Source organism: Winogradskyella sp. KYW1333 (assembly GCF_003335675.1).
Taxonomy (GTDB): Bacteria; Bacteroidota; Bacteroidia; order Flavobacteriales; family Flavobacteriaceae; genus Winogradskyella.
Genome location: NZ_QPHL01000015.1, coordinates 115,359 through 136,630, shown reverse-complemented (window position 1 = coordinate 136,630; position 21,272 = coordinate 115,359). Strand labels below are relative to the sequence as shown.

Annotated in this window: 25 protein-coding genes; 8 read left to right on the top strand and 17 right to left on the bottom strand. The window is 31.6% G+C overall.

Annotated elements, in window-relative coordinates; all coding sequences use genetic code 11:
* Window positions 1–2: 2 nt before the first annotated feature.
* The 4 genes from DUZ96_RS06295 to DUZ96_RS06280 all read left to right on the top strand — a co-directional run bounded on the left by DUZ96_RS06295 (window position 3) and on the right by DUZ96_RS06280 (window position 3,326).
* A complete protein-coding gene (locus DUZ96_RS06295) occupies window positions 3–623 on the top strand; it encodes an L-threonylcarbamoyladenylate synthase (protein WP_114301099.1) in 621 nt (206 codons plus the stop codon).
* Between the two features lie 119 nt (window positions 624–742).
* On the top strand, window positions 743–1,096 hold the full coding sequence (locus tag DUZ96_RS06290; RefSeq protein ID WP_147267058.1) for a hypothetical protein: 354 nt from the start codon (window positions 743–745) through the stop codon (window positions 1,094–1,096).
* Window positions 1,069–2,202: an HTTM domain-containing protein gene (locus DUZ96_RS06285; RefSeq protein ID WP_114301097.1), complete on the top strand. Its 1,134-nt coding sequence runs from the start codon at window positions 1,069–1,071 to the stop codon at window positions 2,200–2,202. The genes DUZ96_RS06290 and DUZ96_RS06285 overlap by 28 nt, the downstream gene beginning before the upstream one ends.
* The gene (locus DUZ96_RS06280; protein ID WP_114301096.1) at window positions 2,202–3,326 is read left to right on the top strand and encodes an ATP-grasp domain-containing protein; all 1,125 of its coding nucleotides are present in this window, start codon (window positions 2,202–2,204) and stop codon (window positions 3,324–3,326) included. The genes DUZ96_RS06285 and DUZ96_RS06280 overlap by 1 nt, the downstream gene beginning before the upstream one ends.
* Before the next feature lie 3 nt (window positions 3,327–3,329).
* On the opposite strand, the gene DUZ96_RS06275 is transcribed toward DUZ96_RS06280, so the two are convergent.
* From DUZ96_RS06275 to DUZ96_RS06265, 3 genes are all read right to left on the bottom strand, one after another.
* Window positions 3,330–4,553 carry a multidrug effflux MFS transporter gene (locus DUZ96_RS06275; protein ID WP_114301095.1) on the bottom strand — a complete coding sequence of 408 codons (1,224 nt, stop codon included), beginning with the start codon at window positions 4,551–4,553 and terminating at the stop codon, window positions 3,330–3,332.
* 163 nt (window positions 4,554–4,716) lie between these two features.
* Entirely contained in the window at window positions 4,717–5,385 is a 669-nt protein-coding gene (folE, locus tag DUZ96_RS06270; RefSeq protein WP_114301094.1) for a GTP cyclohydrolase I FolE, read from the bottom strand.
* A gap of 10 nt (window positions 5,386–5,395) precedes the next feature.
* Window positions 5,396–5,812 (bottom strand): MerC domain-containing protein, encoded by a 417-nt coding sequence (locus tag DUZ96_RS06265; protein WP_114301093.1) that lies wholly within the window; start codon window positions 5,810–5,812, stop codon window positions 5,396–5,398.
* A 397-nt stretch (window positions 5,813–6,209) separates the two neighbouring features.
* On the opposite strand from DUZ96_RS06265, the gene DUZ96_RS06260 reads away from it, so the two are divergent.
* Window positions 6,210–6,596, top strand: coding sequence for a Fur family transcriptional regulator (locus tag DUZ96_RS06260; RefSeq protein WP_114301092.1), 387 nt, complete (start codon window positions 6,210–6,212; stop codon window positions 6,594–6,596).
* Window positions 6,597–6,731: 135 nt separating this feature from the next.
* On the opposite strand, the gene DUZ96_RS06255 is transcribed toward DUZ96_RS06260, so the two are convergent.
* Both DUZ96_RS06255 and DUZ96_RS06250 read right to left on the bottom strand, forming a co-directional pair.
* Complete coding sequence (locus DUZ96_RS06255; RefSeq protein ID WP_114301091.1) at window positions 6,732–7,286, bottom strand: NUDIX domain-containing protein; 555 nt, start codon at window positions 7,284–7,286, stop codon at window positions 6,732–6,734.
* A 32-nt stretch (window positions 7,287–7,318) separates the two neighbouring features.
* Entirely contained in the window at window positions 7,319–8,407 is a 1,089-nt protein-coding gene (locus DUZ96_RS06250; RefSeq protein ID WP_114301090.1) for a M42 family metallopeptidase, read from the bottom strand.
* 125 nt (window positions 8,408–8,532) lie between these two features.
* Here DUZ96_RS06250 and DUZ96_RS06245 point away from each other — a divergent pair, with 125 nt between their 5' ends.
* Window positions 8,533–9,210: a DUF4294 domain-containing protein gene (locus DUZ96_RS06245; protein WP_114301089.1), complete on the top strand. Its 678-nt coding sequence runs from the start codon at window positions 8,533–8,535 to the stop codon at window positions 9,208–9,210.
* Window positions 9,210–9,836 carry a PAQR family membrane homeostasis protein TrhA gene (locus DUZ96_RS06240; protein WP_114301088.1) on the top strand — a complete coding sequence of 209 codons (627 nt, stop codon included), beginning with the start codon at window positions 9,210–9,212 and terminating at the stop codon, window positions 9,834–9,836. Before DUZ96_RS06245 ends, DUZ96_RS06240 begins: the two co-directional genes overlap by 1 nt.
* A gap of 22 nt (window positions 9,837–9,858) precedes the next feature.
* On the opposite strand, the gene DUZ96_RS06235 is transcribed toward DUZ96_RS06240, so the two are convergent.
* The 4 genes from DUZ96_RS06235 to DUZ96_RS06220 form a co-directional block, all read right to left on the bottom strand.
* Window positions 9,859–10,542, bottom strand: a complete 684-nt coding sequence (locus DUZ96_RS06235; RefSeq protein ID WP_114301087.1) for a hypothetical protein — start codon at window positions 10,540–10,542, stop codon at window positions 9,859–9,861.
* Window positions 10,543–10,647: 105 nt separating this feature from the next.
* Window positions 10,648–11,076, bottom strand: a complete 429-nt coding sequence (locus DUZ96_RS06230; protein WP_114301086.1) for a DUF4268 domain-containing protein — start codon at window positions 11,074–11,076, stop codon at window positions 10,648–10,650.
* Window positions 11,076–11,750: a ZIP family metal transporter gene (locus tag DUZ96_RS06225; protein WP_114301085.1), complete on the bottom strand. Its 675-nt coding sequence runs from the start codon at window positions 11,748–11,750 to the stop codon at window positions 11,076–11,078. Before DUZ96_RS06225 ends, DUZ96_RS06230 begins: the two co-directional genes overlap by 1 nt.
* Window positions 11,751–11,759: 9 nt before the next feature.
* On the bottom strand, window positions 11,760–12,491 hold the full coding sequence (locus DUZ96_RS06220; RefSeq protein ID WP_114301084.1) for a bifunctional 2-polyprenyl-6-hydroxyphenol methylase/3-demethylubiquinol 3-O-methyltransferase UbiG: 732 nt from the start codon (window positions 12,489–12,491) through the stop codon (window positions 11,760–11,762).
* Between the two features lie 55 nt (window positions 12,492–12,546).
* Between DUZ96_RS06220 and DUZ96_RS06215 the strand changes: the two genes are divergently transcribed.
* Window positions 12,547–13,707, top strand: a complete 1,161-nt coding sequence (locus DUZ96_RS06215) for a class I SAM-dependent RNA methyltransferase (RefSeq protein WP_114301083.1) — start codon at window positions 12,547–12,549, stop codon at window positions 13,705–13,707.
* 48 nt (window positions 13,708–13,755) lie between these two features.
* Here the strand turns inward: DUZ96_RS06215 and DUZ96_RS06210 are convergent, their stop codons facing one another.
* The 8 genes from DUZ96_RS06210 to ppk2 (DUZ96_RS06170) form a co-directional block, all read right to left on the bottom strand.
* On the bottom strand, window positions 13,756–14,289 hold the full coding sequence (locus DUZ96_RS06210; RefSeq protein WP_114301082.1) for a DUF4136 domain-containing protein: 534 nt from the start codon (window positions 14,287–14,289) through the stop codon (window positions 13,756–13,758).
* 84 nt (window positions 14,290–14,373) lie between these two features.
* Window positions 14,374–14,856: a hypothetical protein gene (locus tag DUZ96_RS06205; RefSeq protein WP_114301081.1), complete on the bottom strand. Its 483-nt coding sequence runs from the start codon at window positions 14,854–14,856 to the stop codon at window positions 14,374–14,376.
* A 1-nt stretch (window position 14,857) separates the two neighbouring features.
* The gene (locus tag DUZ96_RS06200) at window positions 14,858–15,550 is read right to left on the bottom strand and encodes a LytTR family DNA-binding domain-containing protein (RefSeq protein ID WP_114301080.1); all 693 of its coding nucleotides are present in this window, start codon (window positions 15,548–15,550) and stop codon (window positions 14,858–14,860) included.
* On the bottom strand, window positions 15,513–16,586 hold the full coding sequence (locus tag DUZ96_RS06195; RefSeq protein WP_181855241.1) for a sensor histidine kinase: 1,074 nt from the start codon (window positions 16,584–16,586) through the stop codon (window positions 15,513–15,515). Before DUZ96_RS06195 ends, DUZ96_RS06200 begins: the two co-directional genes overlap by 38 nt.
* Before the next feature lies 1 nt (window position 16,587).
* A complete protein-coding gene (locus tag DUZ96_RS06190; RefSeq protein WP_114301078.1) occupies window positions 16,588–17,250 on the bottom strand; it encodes a hypothetical protein in 663 nt (220 codons plus the stop codon).
* A 395-nt stretch (window positions 17,251–17,645) separates the two neighbouring features.
* Window positions 17,646–19,256, bottom strand: coding sequence for a class I SAM-dependent methyltransferase (locus DUZ96_RS06180; protein ID WP_114301077.1), 1,611 nt, complete (start codon window positions 19,254–19,256; stop codon window positions 17,646–17,648).
* Between the two features lie 330 nt (window positions 19,257–19,586).
* Window positions 19,587–20,414, bottom strand: coding sequence for a polyphosphate kinase 2 (gene ppk2, locus DUZ96_RS06175; RefSeq protein ID WP_114301076.1), 828 nt, complete (start codon window positions 20,412–20,414; stop codon window positions 19,587–19,589).
* The gene (gene ppk2 / locus DUZ96_RS06170; protein WP_114301075.1) at window positions 20,414–21,268 is read right to left on the bottom strand and encodes a polyphosphate kinase 2; all 855 of its coding nucleotides are present in this window, start codon (window positions 21,266–21,268) and stop codon (window positions 20,414–20,416) included. The genes ppk2 (DUZ96_RS06175) and ppk2 (DUZ96_RS06170) overlap by 1 nt, the downstream gene beginning before the upstream one ends.
* Window positions 21,269–21,272 lie beyond the last annotated feature (4 nt).

The window sequence follows — 21,272 nt, the reverse complement described above, 5'->3', positions numbered from 1 at the left end:
CAATGGCAGAATACATTAAAATATATCCAGAAAACCCTAACCCAAAAGCGGTTCAAAGAGTTGTTGAGGTGCTTCAAAAAGGTGGTTTGGTAATATATCCGACTGACACGGTTTATGGTTTGGGATGTGATATTACAAATATTAAAGCCTTAGAGCGCATTGCTCAGATTAAAGGTATTAAGTTAGAGAAAGCTAACTTCTCGTTTGTTTGTGAAGATTTAAGTAATCTTAGTGATTATGTAAAGCAAATTGATACCACTACATTCAAAATTTTAAAGCGAGCATTACCTGGAGCATATACGTTTATTTTGCCTGGTTCCAAAAATTTACCCAATCCATTTAAAAAACGTAAAACAGTTGGTATTAGAGTGCCAGATAATTCTATTGCATTGGCGCTTGTTTCTACTTTAGGCAATCCAATTGTATCTACCTCAATTAGAGATGAAGATGATATTATTGAATATACTTCGGATCCCGAATTAATTTATGAAAAATGGAGTAATTTAGTGGATATTGTTATTGACGGTGGCTACGGCGGTAATGAAGCTTCTACAATAATTGACCTCTCGCATGATACTCCAGAAGTTGTCAGAGAAGGTAAGGGTAGTTTAGAAATATTTTAGACATCTTCTATGCAATAAGCGGTCATTTATCTACAGTAAAATGTCGCTTATCTATTTTTATTTTTTTAAATTAAAAAAAGTAATAAATTACTGACAGAGAGCTATTAAGTAATAATGTATTGAAAAATCATAAGAATATCTGTTTAGTCATTGGGATGACATTCCTAATACTTCAATTATGTTCAGTTGTGTATGCTAGATTTATACCCGAAAAGTTTTTTTGTTGGGCACCTTATGACGAGCATACCAACTATCAAATAAAGGTTAATATAAATGGTAAAGACTTGTCTCGGAGTGAGATTACATCTCGCTACAATTATTTATCTAAAGGTTGGGAACCTAGGTCTATTGATAATATTTTTTCATTAGTGCAACAGTATGAAACTACATATGGTAAAGCTGAAAAAGCTGATGTGGAAATATTATATAACACAAATGGTAATGGATGGAAAATTTGGAAGCCAATAAAATAATTAAGTTTTTATCATTACCTTTTAAAGTCTATGGTACATCAATGAGGCCGGGTGTTTTAATGATGTGTAAGATTTTTGTTGTTTTGCTTATTGCTCATAATTTTTTTGGCAGTATAACAGACCCTTTTATTCCTTTTATTAGCTCATTGGATAATTTAAATGAATACCCAAAACTACTCGAGTCAATAATTAAATCACTATTCATAATTGGGAGTGCTACTTTAGTATTTAATTATAAAGTTAGACTTGCTGCGATATTTATTGCTTGTAGTATTTTTTTAGCCATTTTAACTTCCAAACCAATTTTTAGAAATCATTTATTTATAATCGGTTGTGTGTATTTTCTTTCTGGACTTTCTTCCAAACAAGAAAGTCCTTGGCTTTTATTTTTTCAGCTTGGACTAGTTTATTTAGGCGCATTATTGAATAAATTAACACAAATAGAGTGGTGGTCTGGACAATTTATGCACAATTGGCTTTTTGTTGCGCTCGAAAATCCAGTTTATAGCGCATGGTATCAGTCGACCAGTAATTTAATATTAGCTAAATTGATATCATATGCAGCAATGCTGGCAGAACTTTTAATTGGTATTTGTTTGTTTTTTCCAAAGGCTCGTTTCTATGCTATTGCTATGATATTAGTATTTCATACGATTCTATTTTCATTTACCGGTGAGACCTTTGGCTATTTTATGGAGGATATTTTAATTATTCTGATTGCTTTTAAAGAATGGCCTAAACAATTGGTGCAAATAGAATATGGATTATCCAATTTTAATGTTAGATTAGTTGAACTAATTAAATTATTGGATTTTGATAAGCGCTTTGTCCTTAGAAAAAGTTCCGAGCAACATTGCAATGCTATTAAGGCAAAAGGTGAATTTAAAGACTTTTATGGTAAGACCTTAATAGTACATATTTTGTTGAGTACTTCCGGATTTTATATGTTGATTTTGTTTATTGAGTTGGGGATTCGATATTTCTTTAATAACGTCATAGAATATTGGTTATTATTTATTCTCTTTTGGGTTTTACTTTTGTTACTATCACCAATAGTATTTAATTGCATGAAAATAAAACATTTGAATAAATCACATGTTATATAATGAAATTGAATAACAAAAAAATAAATGTTTTAATTCCTGATGGTGAATGTGATTTTATTCATCAAGTTCTTATTTGTCTCTCACAAGACAAAAATATAAGGGTTACTATTTTATCTCAAGACAAAGGTAACCCAATAAAATTCTCAAGGCTTAAGAGTAAATATTATCAAATTGATAAATGTGGCGCTAAGGAATGGATAGCTGTAGTAAATGAATATGTAAGAGATAACGAAATAGATTTAATTATACCTATTGGACACGAAGCAATCGAAAAAATTCTTAAGAATAGACACCTAATTGAAAATAAGGAAAAGTTAGTATATCTAACTGACACCGAAAACTACGATTACTCTTTAGATAAAGCATTATTTTCTAGTCTCTTAAATCATATTAAACTACCACACCCTAAAACTTTTATTTTACATCCAAATGTTGAAAATGGTATAACACATGATCTTAAGTTTCCTCTTATAACTAAACCGGCTAAAGGTTCTGGAGGTAATGGTATTCATAAATTAAATTCGGATCAAGAATTCAAGGAGTGGCTAAATAAAAAAGCAAAACCAGTCACTTATGTGTTGCAGGAGTATATCGATGGTTATGACATAGACTGTAGTATACTATCAAGTGAAGGAGAAATAATTGCTTTTACGATTCAAAAAGGAGTTTCGTACGAAAAGGATAATTTTAAACCACCTATTGCATTAAAATTTTGTACGGATAATGAAATTCTAAGAGTAGTTAAAGTACTTATCAAATCTTTAAAATGGTCTGGTGTAGCTCATATAGATTTAAGATATGATTTTAACGAAAAAGCGTTTAAAATAATTGAATTAAATGGTCGTTTTTGGGCTTCAGTTGAAGGTTCATTAAAAACAAATGTTAATTTTCCCTTAGTTTATTGTCAATCTGCATTGGGTATTTATAAGAAGAAATATACCTATAGACCTATTATTTATTATAGATTAAAAGGATCTGTCAAAAAAATAATTCAAAAACCTTGGTTAATATTTAATCTAAGTTTTATAGCAAATCAAACATCTTTATTATATTGTATTAAGGATCCTCTGCCTTTTTTCCTCAAATTTTATAATAGAACTGTAGTAAAATTAAAAGGCTCGTAAAACTTATTTTCTAATTAATAAATAAGTAAAAATCTTTTTAAATTTAGCGCTTTCCATGTAAAAAAGTATTAATGATACAGTGCCACATACCAAAAACCCAATAAATAAGGGGTGTACTGAATCTTCAATATAACTCCCAATGTAATCTGCAATTGGTACAGCCATCACAGTTGAAATAAAACCATTTAATGCAGAGCCTATGCCAGCTATATGTCCCATAGGTTCCATAGCCAAAGCCCTTAGATTTCCGAATAAAAATCCAATCGTAAAAAACTGTACAGCAAAGAAACCTATTAAAACTTCAATACTCGGATTATTTCCCCCTGAGAACATTAATAAAAAAATAATCGAAGTTAAAATGAAGCTAATCATTGCAATATGAACAATGGTCTTCATGCCGTATTTCACAACCAATTGACTGTTCATAAAAGTAGCTAAACCTACTGAAATAGCTAAGCTTGCAAAGATTAATGGGAATTCTTCGGCCAAATTATATTGATTTTCAAAAATCTGTTGTGATGTGCTTAGGTAAACCATAAAGGAACCTGTTATAAAACCAGATAGAAGTGTGTAAATTACAGCAGATTTTACTCTAAAGAATTGAACAGTTCCTGTGGTGAATATTGTCAACCTATAAGGAATTCGATATTTCTCTTTTAGAGTTTCTGGTTGTCTTAGCCAAAACCACAGAATTACAATTACCCCAAAAATTAATGTAAATGTGAAAATAAACTGCCAACTATAATTATTCATTAAATATTGACCTAGAGTAGGAGCAACAACAGGCACAAGAATAAATACCATAACTACTATAGATAGTATTTTGGCCATATAATTGCCTTCATAAGAGTCTCTAACCATTGCGATGCACATAGTTCTCGGTGAAGCTAAACCTATTCCCTGTAATACTCGACCAAAAAGCATCATTTCAAAACTTTCCGTTGTAACACATATCAAGGATGCTATAACAAAGAGTATAAAGCCTACATAAACTATTGGTTTTCGACCAAAACTATCAGATAATGGGCCAAAAATAAGTTGTCCAATTCCAAGTCCCAGAAAAATTGAAGTAATCAATTTAGGATTTTCTAAAGGGCTAGACACATTTAAAAACTCTCCGATTTCAGGCAATGCAGGAAGTACAGCATCAATTGACAATGCAACGATTGACATAAGGGCGGCCATTAAGACAACAAATTCAAATTGAGAGCGCTGTTGGTTTTGCATTGTGCAAAAATAAGCTAATTATAAGGTGATTGCTTTAGATTTTATAATTATCATAACACTATCAAATCAAAACATAAAAATCAATTTTATTAAAAGTTAAAAGCCTACCAGATTAATAGTAGGCTTTTCCAAATTAAACCGTTTAATACTTAAATTAAGCGCACTAAGTTTGATCATTAAACTGACCAATTTGCTTTAAAAAGAAATTTCTTTGTTCGATTTTTTGAAAGCAACCGCTGTATTCAATAGTGGTTGTAGAACTGTTTTTGTCCTTTATTCCTCTTGATGATACGCATAAATGTTTAGCATTAATAACGACAATTATATCTTCTGTTTCTAAAGAAATTTTTAAATCCTCCAGAATTTGAATACATAATCTCTCTTGCACTTGAGGTCTATGAGCGTAATAATCGACCAAGCGGTTAATCTTTGATAATCCAATAACCTTCTCTTTTGGTATATAGCCAACATGAGCTGTTCCAGTAATTGGCAGAAAATGATGTTCACAAGACGAGTCGATGTTAATATTTTGCTCAATAAGTAGCTTGTTATAACCATATTTATTTCTAAAAGTGGATATTTTAGGACGTTTGCTTGGATTAAGTCCATAAAACAGTTCTTGCACATACATTTTTGCAAATCTGTACGGTGTACCTGATAAACTGTCATCATTTAAATCTAATCCTAGTTCGTACATAATCGCCTCAAAATGTTTTTGAATGGCTTCAATTTTTTCACTATCTGATTTATCAAATGCACCAGGTCTTATAGGTGTATCAATACTTGTTGATATGTGAGCATCTCCTAATAATTCAATGTCTTCTGAATTCATTTTTAATTAATTAGTTTGTGGTAGCACAACAGTTTTCATCTTTACATTCACAGTATTTACGATTATACAGATGCAGAAGAATTAAAGCGATTGCTGGTATATAAATACTTGTCTCTGGTACTGTTAATAGCCCGATTTTTTCATTTAATATGACCAAACATAAGAAAACCCAACTTGTCCATAAAGCATATTTAATCCAAGAATTTATACTATTCTTTACTGACCAGTAGATCGCAAAATAGGACATACCAATAAACAAAAAATCTATTGTAGCCCACCATACTGGTGTGGATGTACAACAAGTTGCAGTACAAGTTTGCGCTAAAAAAAGAAATGGTGTAGCAATACAATGTATTAAGCACAGACTACTTGCCAACGCTCCAACTGAATTAGGATTTGTTTTTTTTACGAAAGTTTTTGCTATCATAATATTAATGCAACAGAATTGCAAAAATATAAAAAAATCACTAACGCAACAAAGGTGCGTTAAAATAATATATATAGATTACCTATGCTTATTATTCTAAATTGGTATAAATTGTTAATCATGTAGCAATAGATTTAGAACACGTTATTTTAAATAATTAAAGAATCATATTAATTCTACTACTTTTTGAACTAATAAAGAATGGCGAGTCTTTTACTGGTTGAATTCAAATTTAAAAACCCTAACAGAATTCTACCTTTAATAAGTACTCGCCATATGTTGTCAAAATGTTTGCTTTATAAATTTCTCAATGAAGACTAAAACTAATAATGCAACCTAGTTGCAAATAAAAGAATTATTATTTGATAATGCAACATTGTTGCCTTAAATTTGTGATATGAGTATTAAAAGAAAGACTAAATCTGTAAATCGAATCTTGTCCATTTTTGAACATGGATATGAGGCTTTATCTGTTGTGGAACTAGTTCAACAACTTAAGGATGAAATGAATAAGACTACAGTGTACCGTATTCTTGAACGTTTAGAGAAGGAGGGAACCATCCATTCGTTTTCAGGTACAAATGGACTTAAATGGTATGCGAGATGTCAAAATTGTACGACTCATCAACATAATGATCTGCACCCGCATTTTGAGTGTAATGACTGTGGTAAAGTAGAGTGCTTAGATGTAAATATTACTATACCAAAAATGAACAATCGTTACATTGAATCAGCAAATATTATGCTTAAAGGTCAGTGTACCGATTGCGCATATTCTAATTAAATAGTATTACAGAGGAATATTACTGTGTTTACGTTTTGGTTTATTAACCTCTTTATTTTCTAACATGCTGAATGCTTTAATAAGTTTATGTCTCGTATTTTTTGGTAAAATAACTCCATCATAATAACACTAAATTCATACGCCTAATGATTTAATTGCATTAAGCACAAATTGGTAATAGGGTTTATTAGTTGGGACAAAATGGCTGTTAACCTCACTCATTTCAAGTAACTCTTCAAATTGACTGTGAGTAACTAGTTTTAATGCTTCAACTTCATCTTCTTGAGGCTCTAATTTGTCAATCTTTTCGTTAAGCTGAGCAATATAAACTTGATGAAACTCATAATCAAGAACATTACCATTGTCATATGATGATTTGTGGAGTTTAACACCTATTTTTTTAAGGTCACCAGGGTTTAAATCTAAACCAATTTCCTCTTTTGTTTCACGCAGTGTAGCTTCTATAAACGATTCACCAGCATCAATATGTCCGGCTACCGAGACATCCCAAAGTAGTGGAAAAATCAATTTTTTATGGGATCGTTGTTGTAATAAAATTTTACCATCATTTGTATATAACCAAAGATGAATAGTGTTGTGATACCAACCATTTTTATGGGCATCTGATTTTAGAGCCACTTTACCTGTTGGTTCTCCGTCTTTTGTTACTATATCTATAAATTCATCCATAAAAAATAGCCTCAAATATATGAGGCTATAGTTTATTTAAAATAACTAAAGGTTTCTCCATCTTCTATGTTTAGAAGTGTTTCATAAATCAATCTAATAACATTTTCCACATCTTCTTTATGCACCATTTCTACAGTTGTATGCATGTATCTTAGTGGTAATGATATTAGGGCAGAAGCCACACCACCATTACTATATGCAAAGGCGTCTGTATCAGTACCTGTTGCTCTAGATAAAGCAGCACGTTGGAAAGGTATTTTCTTTTCTTCTGCAGTATCTGTTATTAAATCTCTTAGTTTTTGTTGAACCGCTGGTGCATAAGCTACTACTGGACCTTTACCAATTTCTGCATATCCTTGTTTCTTCTGATCAATCATTGGAGTCGTTGTATCGTGAGTAACATCTGTTACTATGGCAACATTTGGTTTGATAGTTTGTGTTATCATTTCTGCACCTCGTAGGCCGATTTCCTCTTGCACAGAATTAGTTACATATAGGCCAAATGGTAATTTCTTTTTATTAAGGTGCAGTAAACGAGCAACTTCAGCAATCATAAATCCGCCCATTCTATTATCTAAAGCACGACAAACAAATTTATCACCATTTAAAATATGAAACTCGTCTGGATAGGTTATTACACAGCCTACATGCACTCCCATTTTTTCAACTTCGGCTTTATCTTTGGCGCCTATATCAATACAAATATTATCTGGTTTTGGTGGTTGTTCTTTGGCTCTACTTCTAGTATGAATTGCTGGCCAGCCAAATACACCCTTTACAATGCCTTTTTTAGTATGGATATTTACTATTTTACTAGGTGCAATTTGGTGGTCACTTCCACCATTTCTTATCACATATAAAAGCCCTTTATCTGAAATATAATTAACATACCATGAAATTTCATCGGCATGACCTTCAATAACTACTTTGTATTTTGCTTTTGGATTAATTACAGCTACAGCAGAACCATAGGTGTCTGTAATAAATTCATCAACATAAGGTTTTAAGTAATCCATCCAGAGTTTTTGCCCATCCCATTCATAACCAGTTGGTGATGCATTATTTAGATATTTTTCTAAAAAGTCCATTGACTTTTTTGTCAATAATTGCTTTTTTGCCATGTGTAAAAATTTTTGTTTAAAAATAATAATATTAATACGAAATTAAGGTTAATGGTAGTATTAATTCTTAATTTTGATGCTACTCTAAATAGGTTTTTTGGAATGGCTTTAGCTAGAGTTTATTTATGAAATATTTAGTCTATATTTTTTTATTTTTTAACCTTCTTGTCATTGCTCAAGTTGATCCTGTAAAACAAGATTCAACAGTAGTAGAATATATTATAATTGATGGTGATTCTATTCCAAGAACTGCTATAGATTTAGATGAGGTTTTGGTATTACCAGAATTGAATTTTAAGAACAGGGATGAAAGAATTAGATATATAGTTTTACGTCGTAAAACATTAAAAGTCTATCCATATGCAAAGTTGGCAGCAGACCGATTAGAATCTTTAAAGGAACGACTCTCAAAACTAAAGCGCAAGAGCCAGAAAAAGCGTTATGCGAAGGTGATACAAAAATATATAGAGGATGAGTTTTCTGCTGAGTTGAAGAAGCTTACTAAAACAGAAGGTCAAATTTTAGTAAAACTTATACATAGGCAAACAGGTACCACAACTTTTGATTTAATAAAAGAATTACGAAGTGGATGGCGAGCTTTTTGGTTTAATAATACAGCGAAGGTTTTTGATATTTCTTTAAAAAAGGAGTTTAGTCCTATTTATGAGAAGGAAGACTATTTAATCGAAGATATATTACAGCGTGCATTTCAGAATGAACAGTTAGAGCGTCAAAGGCCTGCTTTTGAAATCGATTTTTATGCATGTGTAAATAAATGGGGCAAACCTAAAACCAAAAAATAATGAGCGTACAAACAAAGCTAGAGGAACAGCTTAATTCTTGGTCTCATGGCATTGGTGCAGCACTGGGTATTGTTGGCTTGATATTGTTAATTTTATTTGTTGATAAGGAAAAACCGTTTCATTTATTCAGCGTTATTGTATATGGAATTTCTATGATCATTCTTTTTTTAGCATCAACACTTTATCATGCCGTAAGAGGTCAAAAACGCAAACATTATTTTAGAATCGTAGATCATATAAGTATCTATTTGCTTATTGCTGGTACTTATACACCTGTCTTACTTATACAGTTGAATCAAAGCTTTGGTTGGCCTTTATTTTGGACTGTCTGGGGAATTGCCTTGTTTGGGATAATTCTTAAGCTTTTCTTTACTGGTAAGTTTGAAGTGTTTTCAACATCCTTATATCTTATTATGGGCTGGCTAATAGTATTTGATTTTAGTAATTTATCAGATGCTCTTGGACCTAATGGTTTACTTTGGTTATTCGTAGGTGGTTTATTCTATACAGTAGGTATCGTTTTTTATGCCGTACAACGCTTACCATACAACCATGTGATATGGCACTTTTTTGTGCTAGGAGGTGCTATAAGCCATTTTTTTATGATTTATTTCCATGTTATTTAAAAGCGTATCTTTTTATAAAGAGCTATTTTTTGTCTAAGTTGTTTACAGGAGAAATCATAATATGCGCCCTATGTGTTCCTGGGTTCATAATCCAAGGATGATTAGAAGCTACTGGTGCTTCAGGAAGTCCTGTCGTTTCTGAAGTTGCAAATGGTAGATATACAACATAACGGTATATTGAATCTTCAACTAATGAGGTTTCGGGGTCGTATCTATCGCTAGTGCCGTAGTAAATATGAAGTGTAGCACCAGGTTCTCCCATGCTCAGCTTACCAGATTTAACTTCCTCTTCTCTGATATCAAATATTTCTACTCCTGTTTTACCCTCAGCTTTTAATTCTCGACCTCTTGCCATAAAAGGTTCTAGGCTTTTATGATAACAGGCAGCATTAAATCCTGACTTTTTTGGATTGTCAGTTAAAACAATGAATTCATTGGTACCTTCTCTAAACGTCACAAATTCTCCAGCCATATTATAGCCCATAACTTTGCAATTTGCCCTACTTGATTTTGGAGCTGCCATTAAGGCTGTAGCTACTAATGCCTCGTCATTATCAATCGAGATATAGTTTATTTCAGTTGTATCACTTGCTATATCTTTTGTAACCTCTGTAATTTTTGATTCAGATTCGGTCTTGGTTTTTTCATTTGTATTACATGATGTAATAACGACGAATATGAATAGAGCTGACCATAGATTTCTCATGAGCTAAGAATTTATTGGTTAATTATGACATACTGAAATTCTGTACCTTATAAAAATACACAATTTTACTGGCAATAATATATCACACAAACAATTAGGGAATACTTATCTTTTGATAATATCTCTATATTCTTCAAAGAATGTTTCAAACAAAATCATGTTGGTATTAAAGAATTCCATAACAGCTCTCCATGAGTTTTTGTTATGAATAGATACTTTTTGTTCTAGTGGTAAATAGATTCGAGATATTTCTTTTCCATTGTCTAAATAAAACTCTTCTTCATATATAGCATCGGGCAGATAATCACTGTGCAGAATGCTTTTTAGTGCAGTTAATTTTTCCCAACAATTAATGCGATTTTCTAAATTATCTTCTAGATCTAGAGTAATGTATGCCTTTTTTGTGTCGAAATAAAATTTAAAGGAAAGACCTTTGATTTTTGTGTTATATAAAAGCCATTTTCTTGGAAAGGATTTTCCGAAACTAGTCCAAAATTCTTGACGTAATAAGCGACTATCTTCTTTCGAGAACATTAAATAAAATAAGCAATTAACACACCTAATACAATAGCGAGAAGCTTTGATAAATTAAACTTATGTCCTTCGCCAGTTTCAAATAAAATAGTTGTAGAGATATGTAAAAAGATACCAATAGCAACTGCACTAACAATATCTACATATTCTGGTGCTATTGCAGTGTTGTTTGATATTACTGTGCCTAAAGGTGTCATGGCTGCAAAAACAATCAAAAAACTAAAAATCTGAATTTTGTTGTAATTAGCTTGTAATAAAAATGCTGTGATAAGAGCTGCTATAGGAATTTTATGGATAAACACACCATAAACCATATCATTGTGCTGATGAATAGGAAATCCTTCAGTTAGACTATGAATACATAAACTTAAAAATAACAACCAAGGGAATCTAGATTCTTTTTTTTGTAAATGTATATGACCATGTTCAGCACCTTTTGAGAAAAACTCTAGTATTACCTGAAGTAATATTCCACACATGATAAATAGACCAGTTTTCTTCGCTTCTAATTGTTCATAAACTTCGGGAAGAAGATCAAAAAGTGTAAGAGCCAATAAAAATGCACCACTAAAAGATAATAAAAGCTTCGTGCCAATTGGTTTTTGCTTCTTAGTAAGTATAGCAATTACAACTCCTATAATTATGGCATAAATAGGAAATAAATACTTGTTCATATCTGTAAATTACTTAAAAATCATAATTAGACGTTCTGAGGATTCTGATAGGTATTTATTAAGATTATAATCACCGAATACATCAAGTAAGTGAACACCTGCTTTTTCAAATAAATTTTCAAAATCTTCTAGTATAAAAGCTCTCACACATTCTTGAAAGTTAAATTTCTCGCCATCAATTTCAAAACTTATATCTTTCATAATGAAACCATTTTCAGCCCTTCTTTTTTGATAAAAATCAATTCCATCAACCGATTTAACATCTTGAGCTACTAAATTGGATGTAACATAATTGGTGTTCATAAAATCAATAACTCCAAAACCAAATTCATTAAGCTCTGATTTTATTGCTTTAATTGTATTAAGATTACAGCTTTCGTCGTCGAAATAGCCAAAGCTTGTAAAGAGATTAAAAACGGCGTCAAACTTATCATTTAAAGGTTTGCTCATATCATGCACCTTAAACTTTAAGGTGTCATTTTCATATTGCTTCGCGTAGTTAATGCTCTGTTCTGATAAATCTACACCTGTAACATCATAGCCTAATTTATTTAGATAAACCGAATGCCTTCCTTTACCACATGCCAAATCCAAAATTTTTCCATTATCTGGCAGATTTAGATAATTGGTAAGATTATCCATGAAACCCTGTGCTTCAGAGTAATCTCTGTCCTTATATAAAATATGGTAATAAGGCGTGTCAAACCAAGATATATACCAATGTTTAGTGGATTTATTCATATCAATAAATGTCGTACAAAAATACTGTATTTTTGCAATCTATTAGACTTTGCTTATGGACAATAATTTCAAAATGGTTGCTAAAACTTTATTTGGCTTTGAGGATATTCTGGCCAATGAATTGACCCAATTGGGTGCTATGCATGTGGAAAAAGGTGTTCGTAATGTGAGTTTTGTTGGTGATAAAGGTTTTATGTACAAGGCAAATCTTGGACTTAGGACAGCAATAAAGATTTTAAAACCAATTCATTCTTTTAGAGTGATACGTGAGCAAGATTTGTATAATAATGTTAAGAAAATTAAATGGGAAAATTTCCTTAAGACGGATGGTTCACTGGCAGTAGATGCGACGGTTCATCATAGTATTTTTACCCATTCAAAATATACTGCACTTAAGACAAAAGATGCTATTGTAGATCGATTTAGAGAAGCAACTGGTAAAAGGCCTAATGTAGATCTTCGCTTCCCTGATCTAAAAATAAATGTTCATATCGATAGACAGCGTTGTACAATATCACTCGATACGTCTGGTGAATCCTTGCACAGAAGGGGATATAAAACAGCAACTAATATTGCACCAATAAATGAAGTATTGGCTGCAGGTTTAATAATTATGAGCGGTTGGGATGGTCAAACTGATTTTATGGACCCAATGTGCGGTAGTGGAACTATTTTGGCAGAAGCCGCAATGATTGCCTGTAATATTCCACCCAATTTAATGCGTAAAGAATTTGCTTTTGAGCGCTGGCAAGATTGGGATGTTGATTTATTTGAAAAAATAGAAGAATCGTTACTGAATAAAACAAGAGATTTCCACCATAAAATTTTAGGGTATGATAAATCACCATCTGCTGTAAAAAAGGCAAAAGAAAATATAAAAAATGCCCACTTAGATGAGTTTATTACAATAAAACACGAAGATTTTTTTAAAACTCAAAAAGCAGGTTCTGAAAAATTGCATATGGTTTTTAATCCACCGTATGGAGAGCGACTAGAAAATCTTAATGTTGAAGAATTCTATGGTAATATCGGAACTACACTAAAACATGGTTATCCAAATACAAATGCTTGGTTAATAACTTCAAATATAGAGGCACTCAAGTATGTCGGTCTGAGACCTTCACGAAAAATTAAAGTATTTAACGCAAAATTGGAGTCGAGATTGGTTAAATACGAAATGTACGAAGGTAGCCGAAAAGCAAAGAAGCAAGTTTAATAATTAAAATGTCTTTAAATCCTTTTTTTCATCTGGATTCCTTGCTACTTACGTTTTAGGATAAGTATCGTACAGATCTGATATTAGGTCGTATATGTATGGTTTCAATTTTTTCTGTGATTGTTGAAGATCACAAACTATAGAAGCATGCCAAATTACTTTTTTGGTTTCAAAATCAGCAACATAGACAACTAAGGTCTCTTCTTCATAAGTTTCAGTGTGAATTGCACAGCTCTCCCAATATTCTAATTCTTCCAAATGTTCACAATCCGTAAATTCTGCAGTCTCTTCACTAATTAGTAATCTAAATCCGGCTTGTAATTGTGGTTTTAATACATTGGTTCGGTGTCCTTTATTTTCAATTTCTAAGGCAACCGCGTCACCAATAATTCTTCGTACTTCTTCATTGTCTAAATTGGGATGATTGGTATGTTCTACAAAAAAGTCGTCCATACATAATACATAAGTATCGTATTGGTTAAAGTCTACTTCTAGGTTGTAATCATATACGATTTCGCTGGTATAAGCACAGCCTAAATTAATTGCGAATAACAATAACAAAAGTTTATTAACAGTTTTCATGACTTCATGAGTTTAGAACTTTACTAAAGGTCTAAATATTGAAGTAGAATAACTATGACAAATGTCAAGTTTAAAATAATAAGTTTATTTCTGGTTTTCTATCTCCTCTAGTTGAATCGTATAGTCATATTGAAGATCTTCATGAAGTGCAGTGATTTTCTTCTGAATAGAAACCACTTGTCTATGGTAGAGATTGCTCAAAGTCCTGTTTCTGTGAATTGAAGGTCTAAGTGAATTTAACCGTTCACAGAAATAAAGAAGGAGTTCTACTTCGGTAGACTTTTTATTAGAATACCTGCTGTAGGTTCTTATTTGCCTTAGTATTTTACGAATCGTTTTTTTCATATAGAAATAACTATCCGTATTCATAGTTTCAAATAGTTCGTCTAAGGTATTTTTTACACTAGTTACATAACCATCTTCATCAAGGGATTCAAAAAGTAGATAGGTGAGTAGTGCTTTATTTTCTTTTTTAAATCTACCTAATCGTAAGCATAGAGTTAGCAAATCCTCTTTTGGAAGGTGTTTTAATTCTTTTTTAATTGTAACAATAGATTCAATCTTCATTCTACAAATTTAAAGCATTTAAAACGGATTGCCTATAGGTTTGGCCAATTGGAATTGTGTAATTATCAACTGTAATTTGATTACCGGAAACTTGTGTCATTTTATTGAGATTTACACTAAACGATTTGTGTACTCTAAGAAAATAATCTGGAAAATTTTCAATTAAACTAGAAAAAGTACTATGTGTTGCAATAGTTTTGTTATGTGCATGCACCTTTACATAGTCGCCAAAAGCTTCTAGGTAAAGAATATCATCAAAATTAATTTTATGAAGCGATTTGTTCTCTTTTAAAATTATAAAATTTTGAGTGTCGCTTTCAATGTTTAATAGGCTTATGGTTTTGTTAATTGCTGTAAGAAAGCGTTCAAACGAAATAGGTTTTAATAAGTAATCCACTGCATTTACTTCAAATCCTTCAACAGCATATTGGGGATAAGCTGTAGTGAAAATAACCTTTGGAGGATTTTTAAGGGTTTTGTAAAAATCTAATCCTGTTTGATTAGGCATATTAACATCTAAAAACAACAGATCTACATATTCATTTAATTGCAGGTATTTAAATGCTTCAGAAGCATTATTGCAAGTTGCTTTTAAATCTAAAACAGTTACTTCTGCAACAAAATGTTGCAACACCTTTTGTGACGAAATTTCGTCATCAATAATCAAGCATGATATTTTGGTTTTGTGCTTCATCGGTTAAATTTAAGATAACTTTAAAAATATCTTCATTTTCACTTATAGTTAGTTGGTGTTTATCAGGATATACCAAATTTAAATTATTCTTAAGGTTACTTAAACCAACACCTGAGTGTTTTGCATTAATTGCATTTTTTATTTGAAGATTTGCGTTTGAAATTTCAAAGCAAAATGTATTTCCCTTTTGTGAGATACTTGCCTTAATAGGTAAATGATCTTGATCATGGATATCCCCATGTTTATAACTATTCTCGAGCAGTGGTAATAAAAGCATAGGATAAATCTTAAAGTCGTAATTTTCTATATCTAAAGTAAAATCTACGGCATTTGTTGCGTTTATACGATAATTTTGAAAGGCAATATAATTCTTCAATAAATTAACTTCATCTTTAAGACTTACACTTTCAGTATCAGAATCATAAATAACATATCTTAAAATATCAGAAAGTTGAACAATCGCTTTAGATATGTCTTCTTTTTTTTCTAAAGCCAGCGCATAAATAACATTGAGAGAATTAAATAAAAAATGTGGGTTAATTTGAGACCTTAAAGCTGATAATTGGGTTTCAAACTGAAGACTTTTCTGTTTGAGTGCTTTATTCTGACTGCTATTAAAATAGAACCAATCCTCTCCTAGTTTCAACAATGTAGTGCTAATAAGAAATATAACAATTACTATGATTAAATTGTTGTTTGTGAGATATGAAATGAAAAAATAAGAAGGAAAAAGAGTATCTAAAAATGGTTGAAAAAAATTATAAATAATGTAGCCAAATACTAGGCCAGATAAGGTAAATCCTATTATATATAATATATAATTTTCTCTTTTGAGAAACTTTGGGATGAGCCAATAGAAATTAATACAAACAGGAATAGCTATAAGAAGCAGAAATCCAATGGTGTAAATAAAATCTATTGTTACCGGTTGCTTGCCTTTTGTAAAAACAAATATTAAAATTAGAAAAGCCAATATCCACAGAACACTATGAAACAGTAATGGTCTGTGGATATTTTTTGGTTTTATATATTGCATATTAAGGCTTGGCATTAGAAGGTTTAAGCGTTTTAATTACATCTTTATCCCATTTGTTTTCAATATCAGATTTCATAAATTTTTTCAGAAAACTGTAAAGTTCTTCACTACTTGCCGTAAGTACCAAATCTTCATCTATACCTGTTTTTTCATGTTTTAACCTTAATTTTTTCTCGCTTATTAAGTTTGTCACAACTGATTCATCCAACCATTTTAACTTAATGGTACCATCATTTTGAAAATCTACATAGGTTACAGAATGTGTTTTTAAAAGATGTTGAGCTACTAATCTGTTAATACCACTGTCCTCATATTCAAATGGTGTAAAATCTAAAAACAAATGTTTATCTACCATAAAGGGCATAGCTAAAAAGAACGCCTCTTTTTCTGAACTCATGTATTTAACAACATAAGCATTCTTGTATGATTCATAGGCTTCCATATCGTCTTCCATCAGTTTTGAATTTCCTTCATTGTCTTTTTCCCAAGTTTCTTTAAAGGATGTAATTTCCCAGGTACTATTCTCTCCTGTTGTCCAGTTACCAATTAATTGGTCGTTAAACCTAATGTGTTCTGCTAAATAAAATGGGCGTAAAGACTTAACAATACAAGAGTTTAGAAGAAAGATCAAGGTGAATGATAATATGTGCTTTAGCTTTTTCATGTCGTACTTGTTTTAAAGTTTATACAAATTTCAGCTGGTTATATCTTTTAACCAACAAATTTCGACAAACTAAGGTCTGCTCATGTCAAACAATGAACATATACTAATTGAAAATATTTTTTTAAACTAAACCTTATAGTGTTTTCGTATTTTATGTTTAACACGTATAAAGCGAAAGATACCAATCGCAAGAATAATTATAGATACATTAACTAATATTATTCCAAAGGATTCTATATCCGAAAACATTTCTAGTTTTATTATTGTTACTCCTGTCCCAAGTTATACTAAAAAGGTCCTAAAGTAAGCTAGAAATGTGCGTTCGTTGGTAAGTTTAGTGCGTTCTATGGCAAGCCAATCTCTAGTAATTAATTGATTCTCTTCTTTATTTGACATTAAAGTGCTCCCTTTAATAGGTTAATACTCACTGTGGCTAAATCGCTATCAGGAAATCTGGCAAAATGATTGTCATCTGGTATTAGTCCTGCTTTCTGTGCCATAGCTCTAAATACACCTACCTCTAAGATATACTGATCACTGAAACCATGAGTGGCATCGTATGCTGTGGCTGGTGTCTTGCCAATATTTTTGGCTGTCAATTCTGGTTTTATTGTATGTAATTCGATAATTAATAAGCCAAATTTCTCAACATAAGGTTTCCATTTGTTGAGGTGTTCGAAAAGAGAGGCTTCAACATTGTTATTTGACAACCTTATGCCATTAGTTGCAAAAGCTCCTGAGGAATTGCTAATAATATTGTATTGATTATTCGGTGCATTCCAGATTCTATTGTGATCTAAAAATGTCCTTACATTTAACAAATCTCTAAGCTCAATGTTGTAATCTTCCTTTAAATCCGAAGCTAAAAGATCAGGTCTTCCAATATCACCCCAAATTACCTTAGCCCAAATATCTGCCTTGATTAGATTTGCTCGCGTTACCTTAAGAGCAGTCTTATTAAAATCAGCTCCCACTAATAGGAGAGGGTATTCATCTAACATCGTTCCTCTGAGAGTTTGTTGGTCAATTACATTAAAAATGTGCTCTATAAATGCGCCATTGCCACAACCCATGTCTAAAATGCCTTTAGGTTGCTCATCAATCGGCCTGTTAAACAAGTCAATAATTACCTTGTCAATTACTTTAAAATAAGTGGCGTGAGCACCACCACTTCCCCAAACATTCATCTCTCTATGAACATGTTTTTCGGTTTCGCTATGTGATGTAGTCTTTAAGATTTTTGGGTTTCCAAAGATGAGTTCATCAAGTTTTAAAAAAGTTGGAATGTAGGAAACTGTTACACCGTAAGCACTAGCACGTTTAGCAAAAAACAGACCTTTATCGGTAAATTGATAAGTATTCTTTTTCTTGTTAAACCACCCTAAATGTGAAAAGAAGTTAAGAATCTTCCTAAAGCTCTCAGGATCTCTATGGTATTCTTCGGCTGTAAATGAGGCCTCCATAAAGTATTTATGAAAAAGACCATTGACACCAAGTAAAACTATAATAGGACCTGCAATTACACCCTCAATATGTTTTAAAACTTGAAATTCTATTGATGATTCATCCTCATCAACTAAACCATATTTATTTTCAAATTTTTTAAAGATTCGTTCCAAAGTAATAAATGCATCAACACTTATCATTTTTTCTTGAGCAAACCTGTCTGAATATTTTAATAGATTAACGACATCTTCATATAATAATGCAAGCTCAAATGCTTTTTCACTATTATCGTTAGTTTTGTAGGTTACTTGGTTGGTTTCATTATTTATTTCTTGGATTAGCCATCCTTGCGAGCATACTACTCTCAGGGCCACATTAAGATAGCCTTCATTGGCTTTAAATTCTTTAGCTAAGTCATGCAAATCAACAGTTTCTAACCTTAGAATATGGTCTAAAACTTTATGTTTATGTAATGTATAAATGGATGTTGATGTAGCAATACCGTCTAAGTGTCTAAAAATGGTGCTTCTAAGTTTTGACTTGTCTTTTTTTGTAAGCATTTAAGTTGTTTGATTTAAAGATATAAAAAAAGCACTTATTGTGTTTAAGTGCGTTTTAAACTATAATTAATGAATACAATAAATAAATGGCTTTGCCTTCATATTCCTTTTTTATCTCAATCAGTAATTTTTTAAATCCTAATCCATTGACTTTATAAACTTTTGTACCAACAGACCAGTTTCATTTTTTTTAGAATTATGCATTATTGGAAAGCCGTAACTAAATTTCGACCCGTCAGTTTTGGGGCCAACCACATAAAAGAGGTTTCTGTTATTTGAATTATTCTTTATCCTGAATTTTAATAAAATTCAACTATATATAAAGTACGACTATCCTTCTAATAATGCGCGGATGGATTTAGGTTTTATAGTTTCTAAATCTTTGTTTTCGTAAGGAATTTTATGTAGAATATACTCAAATGCTCTAATCCTAGCATTTGTTTTTCTATTTGCCTTAATGATTTTCCAAGGCGTAGCTTTCTGTGTATTTAGGAACATTGTTTCCTTATACTTTGTATATTCATCCCAAAGTGTTATCGCTTTTTTATCCACCTCACTATATTTCCATTTTTTGTGAGAGGAGGAAATGATGTCATTAAAGCGTCTTGCCTGCTCATTCTTTGTTATTGAAAAATAAAGCTTCAATAAAATAATTCCAGAATCTTGAATCATCTTTTCAAATTCATTTACTTGGCCCATAAATATGTCATATTCTTTTTTAGAACAGAATCCATTTACAGGTTCAACTACTGCTCTGTTGTACCAGCTTCTATCAAAGAATACTATTTCACCATTATTTGGGAGTCTATTGATATAACGCTGAAAATACCATTGGCCTATTTCGGTTTGATTTGGTTTTGGTAATGCAACAACTCTAATAGCACGTGGTGGCAAATGTTGAATAATACGTCTAATAGCACCACCTTTACCAGCGGCATCGCGTCCTTCAAAAAGGATGATTACTTTTTTATTATTTCTAGCAACCCATTGTTGTAAAATAAGCATTTCTTCTTGAAGTTTTTCGAGACGCTTCTCGTACTTGACATTTCTTAGCGCCTTTTGTAGATCAAATTTGTTTTGTCTTAAAAGTGCTTCTAATCCTTTCTTAGAATTAAGAATATTAAGATCCTTATCTGTTAGATTAAATGAATTTTTCATTACTGGTCTAGCTGAATGGTGTTTCTAAAATAACGTTGTACAATGTTAGGGTCTGGCAGTAGATTTTTACCAATCTCACCTTTGTTTTCGTAATCAAATAAACTAAGCACGTACTTTATACTTTCTAAGCGAGCTTGCTTTTTGTTGTTAGATTTTATTACTACCCATGGGCTAAAGTGATTATGGGTCCTGCTAAACATTTGGTTTTTATAGGTAGTGAATTCGTCCCAAAGTTCTTGGCCCTTTTCATCAACTGGGCTAAATTTCCATTTTTTAAGTGGATTATTTAAGCGTTTTTCAAACCGACGCTGTTGTTCTTCTTTAGAAACTGAAAACCAAAATTTAATGATGTGAGTACCAGATTCAAATAACATGTGTTCAAATTCTGGTACTTGAATCATAAAACGATCATATTGTGTTTTATCACAAAACCCCATTACAGGTTCCACAACTGCCCTGTTGTACCAACTTCTATCAAAGAATACAATTTCTCCAGCATTAGGTAATTCTTTTATATAGCGATTAAAATACCACTGATTCCTTTCAACCTCAGTTGGTTTATTCAATGCAACAACCCGCATGGCTCTGGGATTAAGATGCTCTTTAAATCGTTTTATAGTGCCACCTTTACCTGAGGCATCCCGACCTTCAAAAATTATAGCTATCTTTTTATTCTCTTTCTGTACCCATCTCTGAAATTGTACTAACTCAGCCTGTAATGGCAATAATTCTTGTTCATAGGCATGTTTTTCAAGCACTTTGTCAAAACTTAAATTTGAAGCTCTGTTAGCCTCTAAATAATCATTAAGATCAGATTTTGTTTTAAAAGAATTTATAAGTTCTCTAGTCAGCATAGAA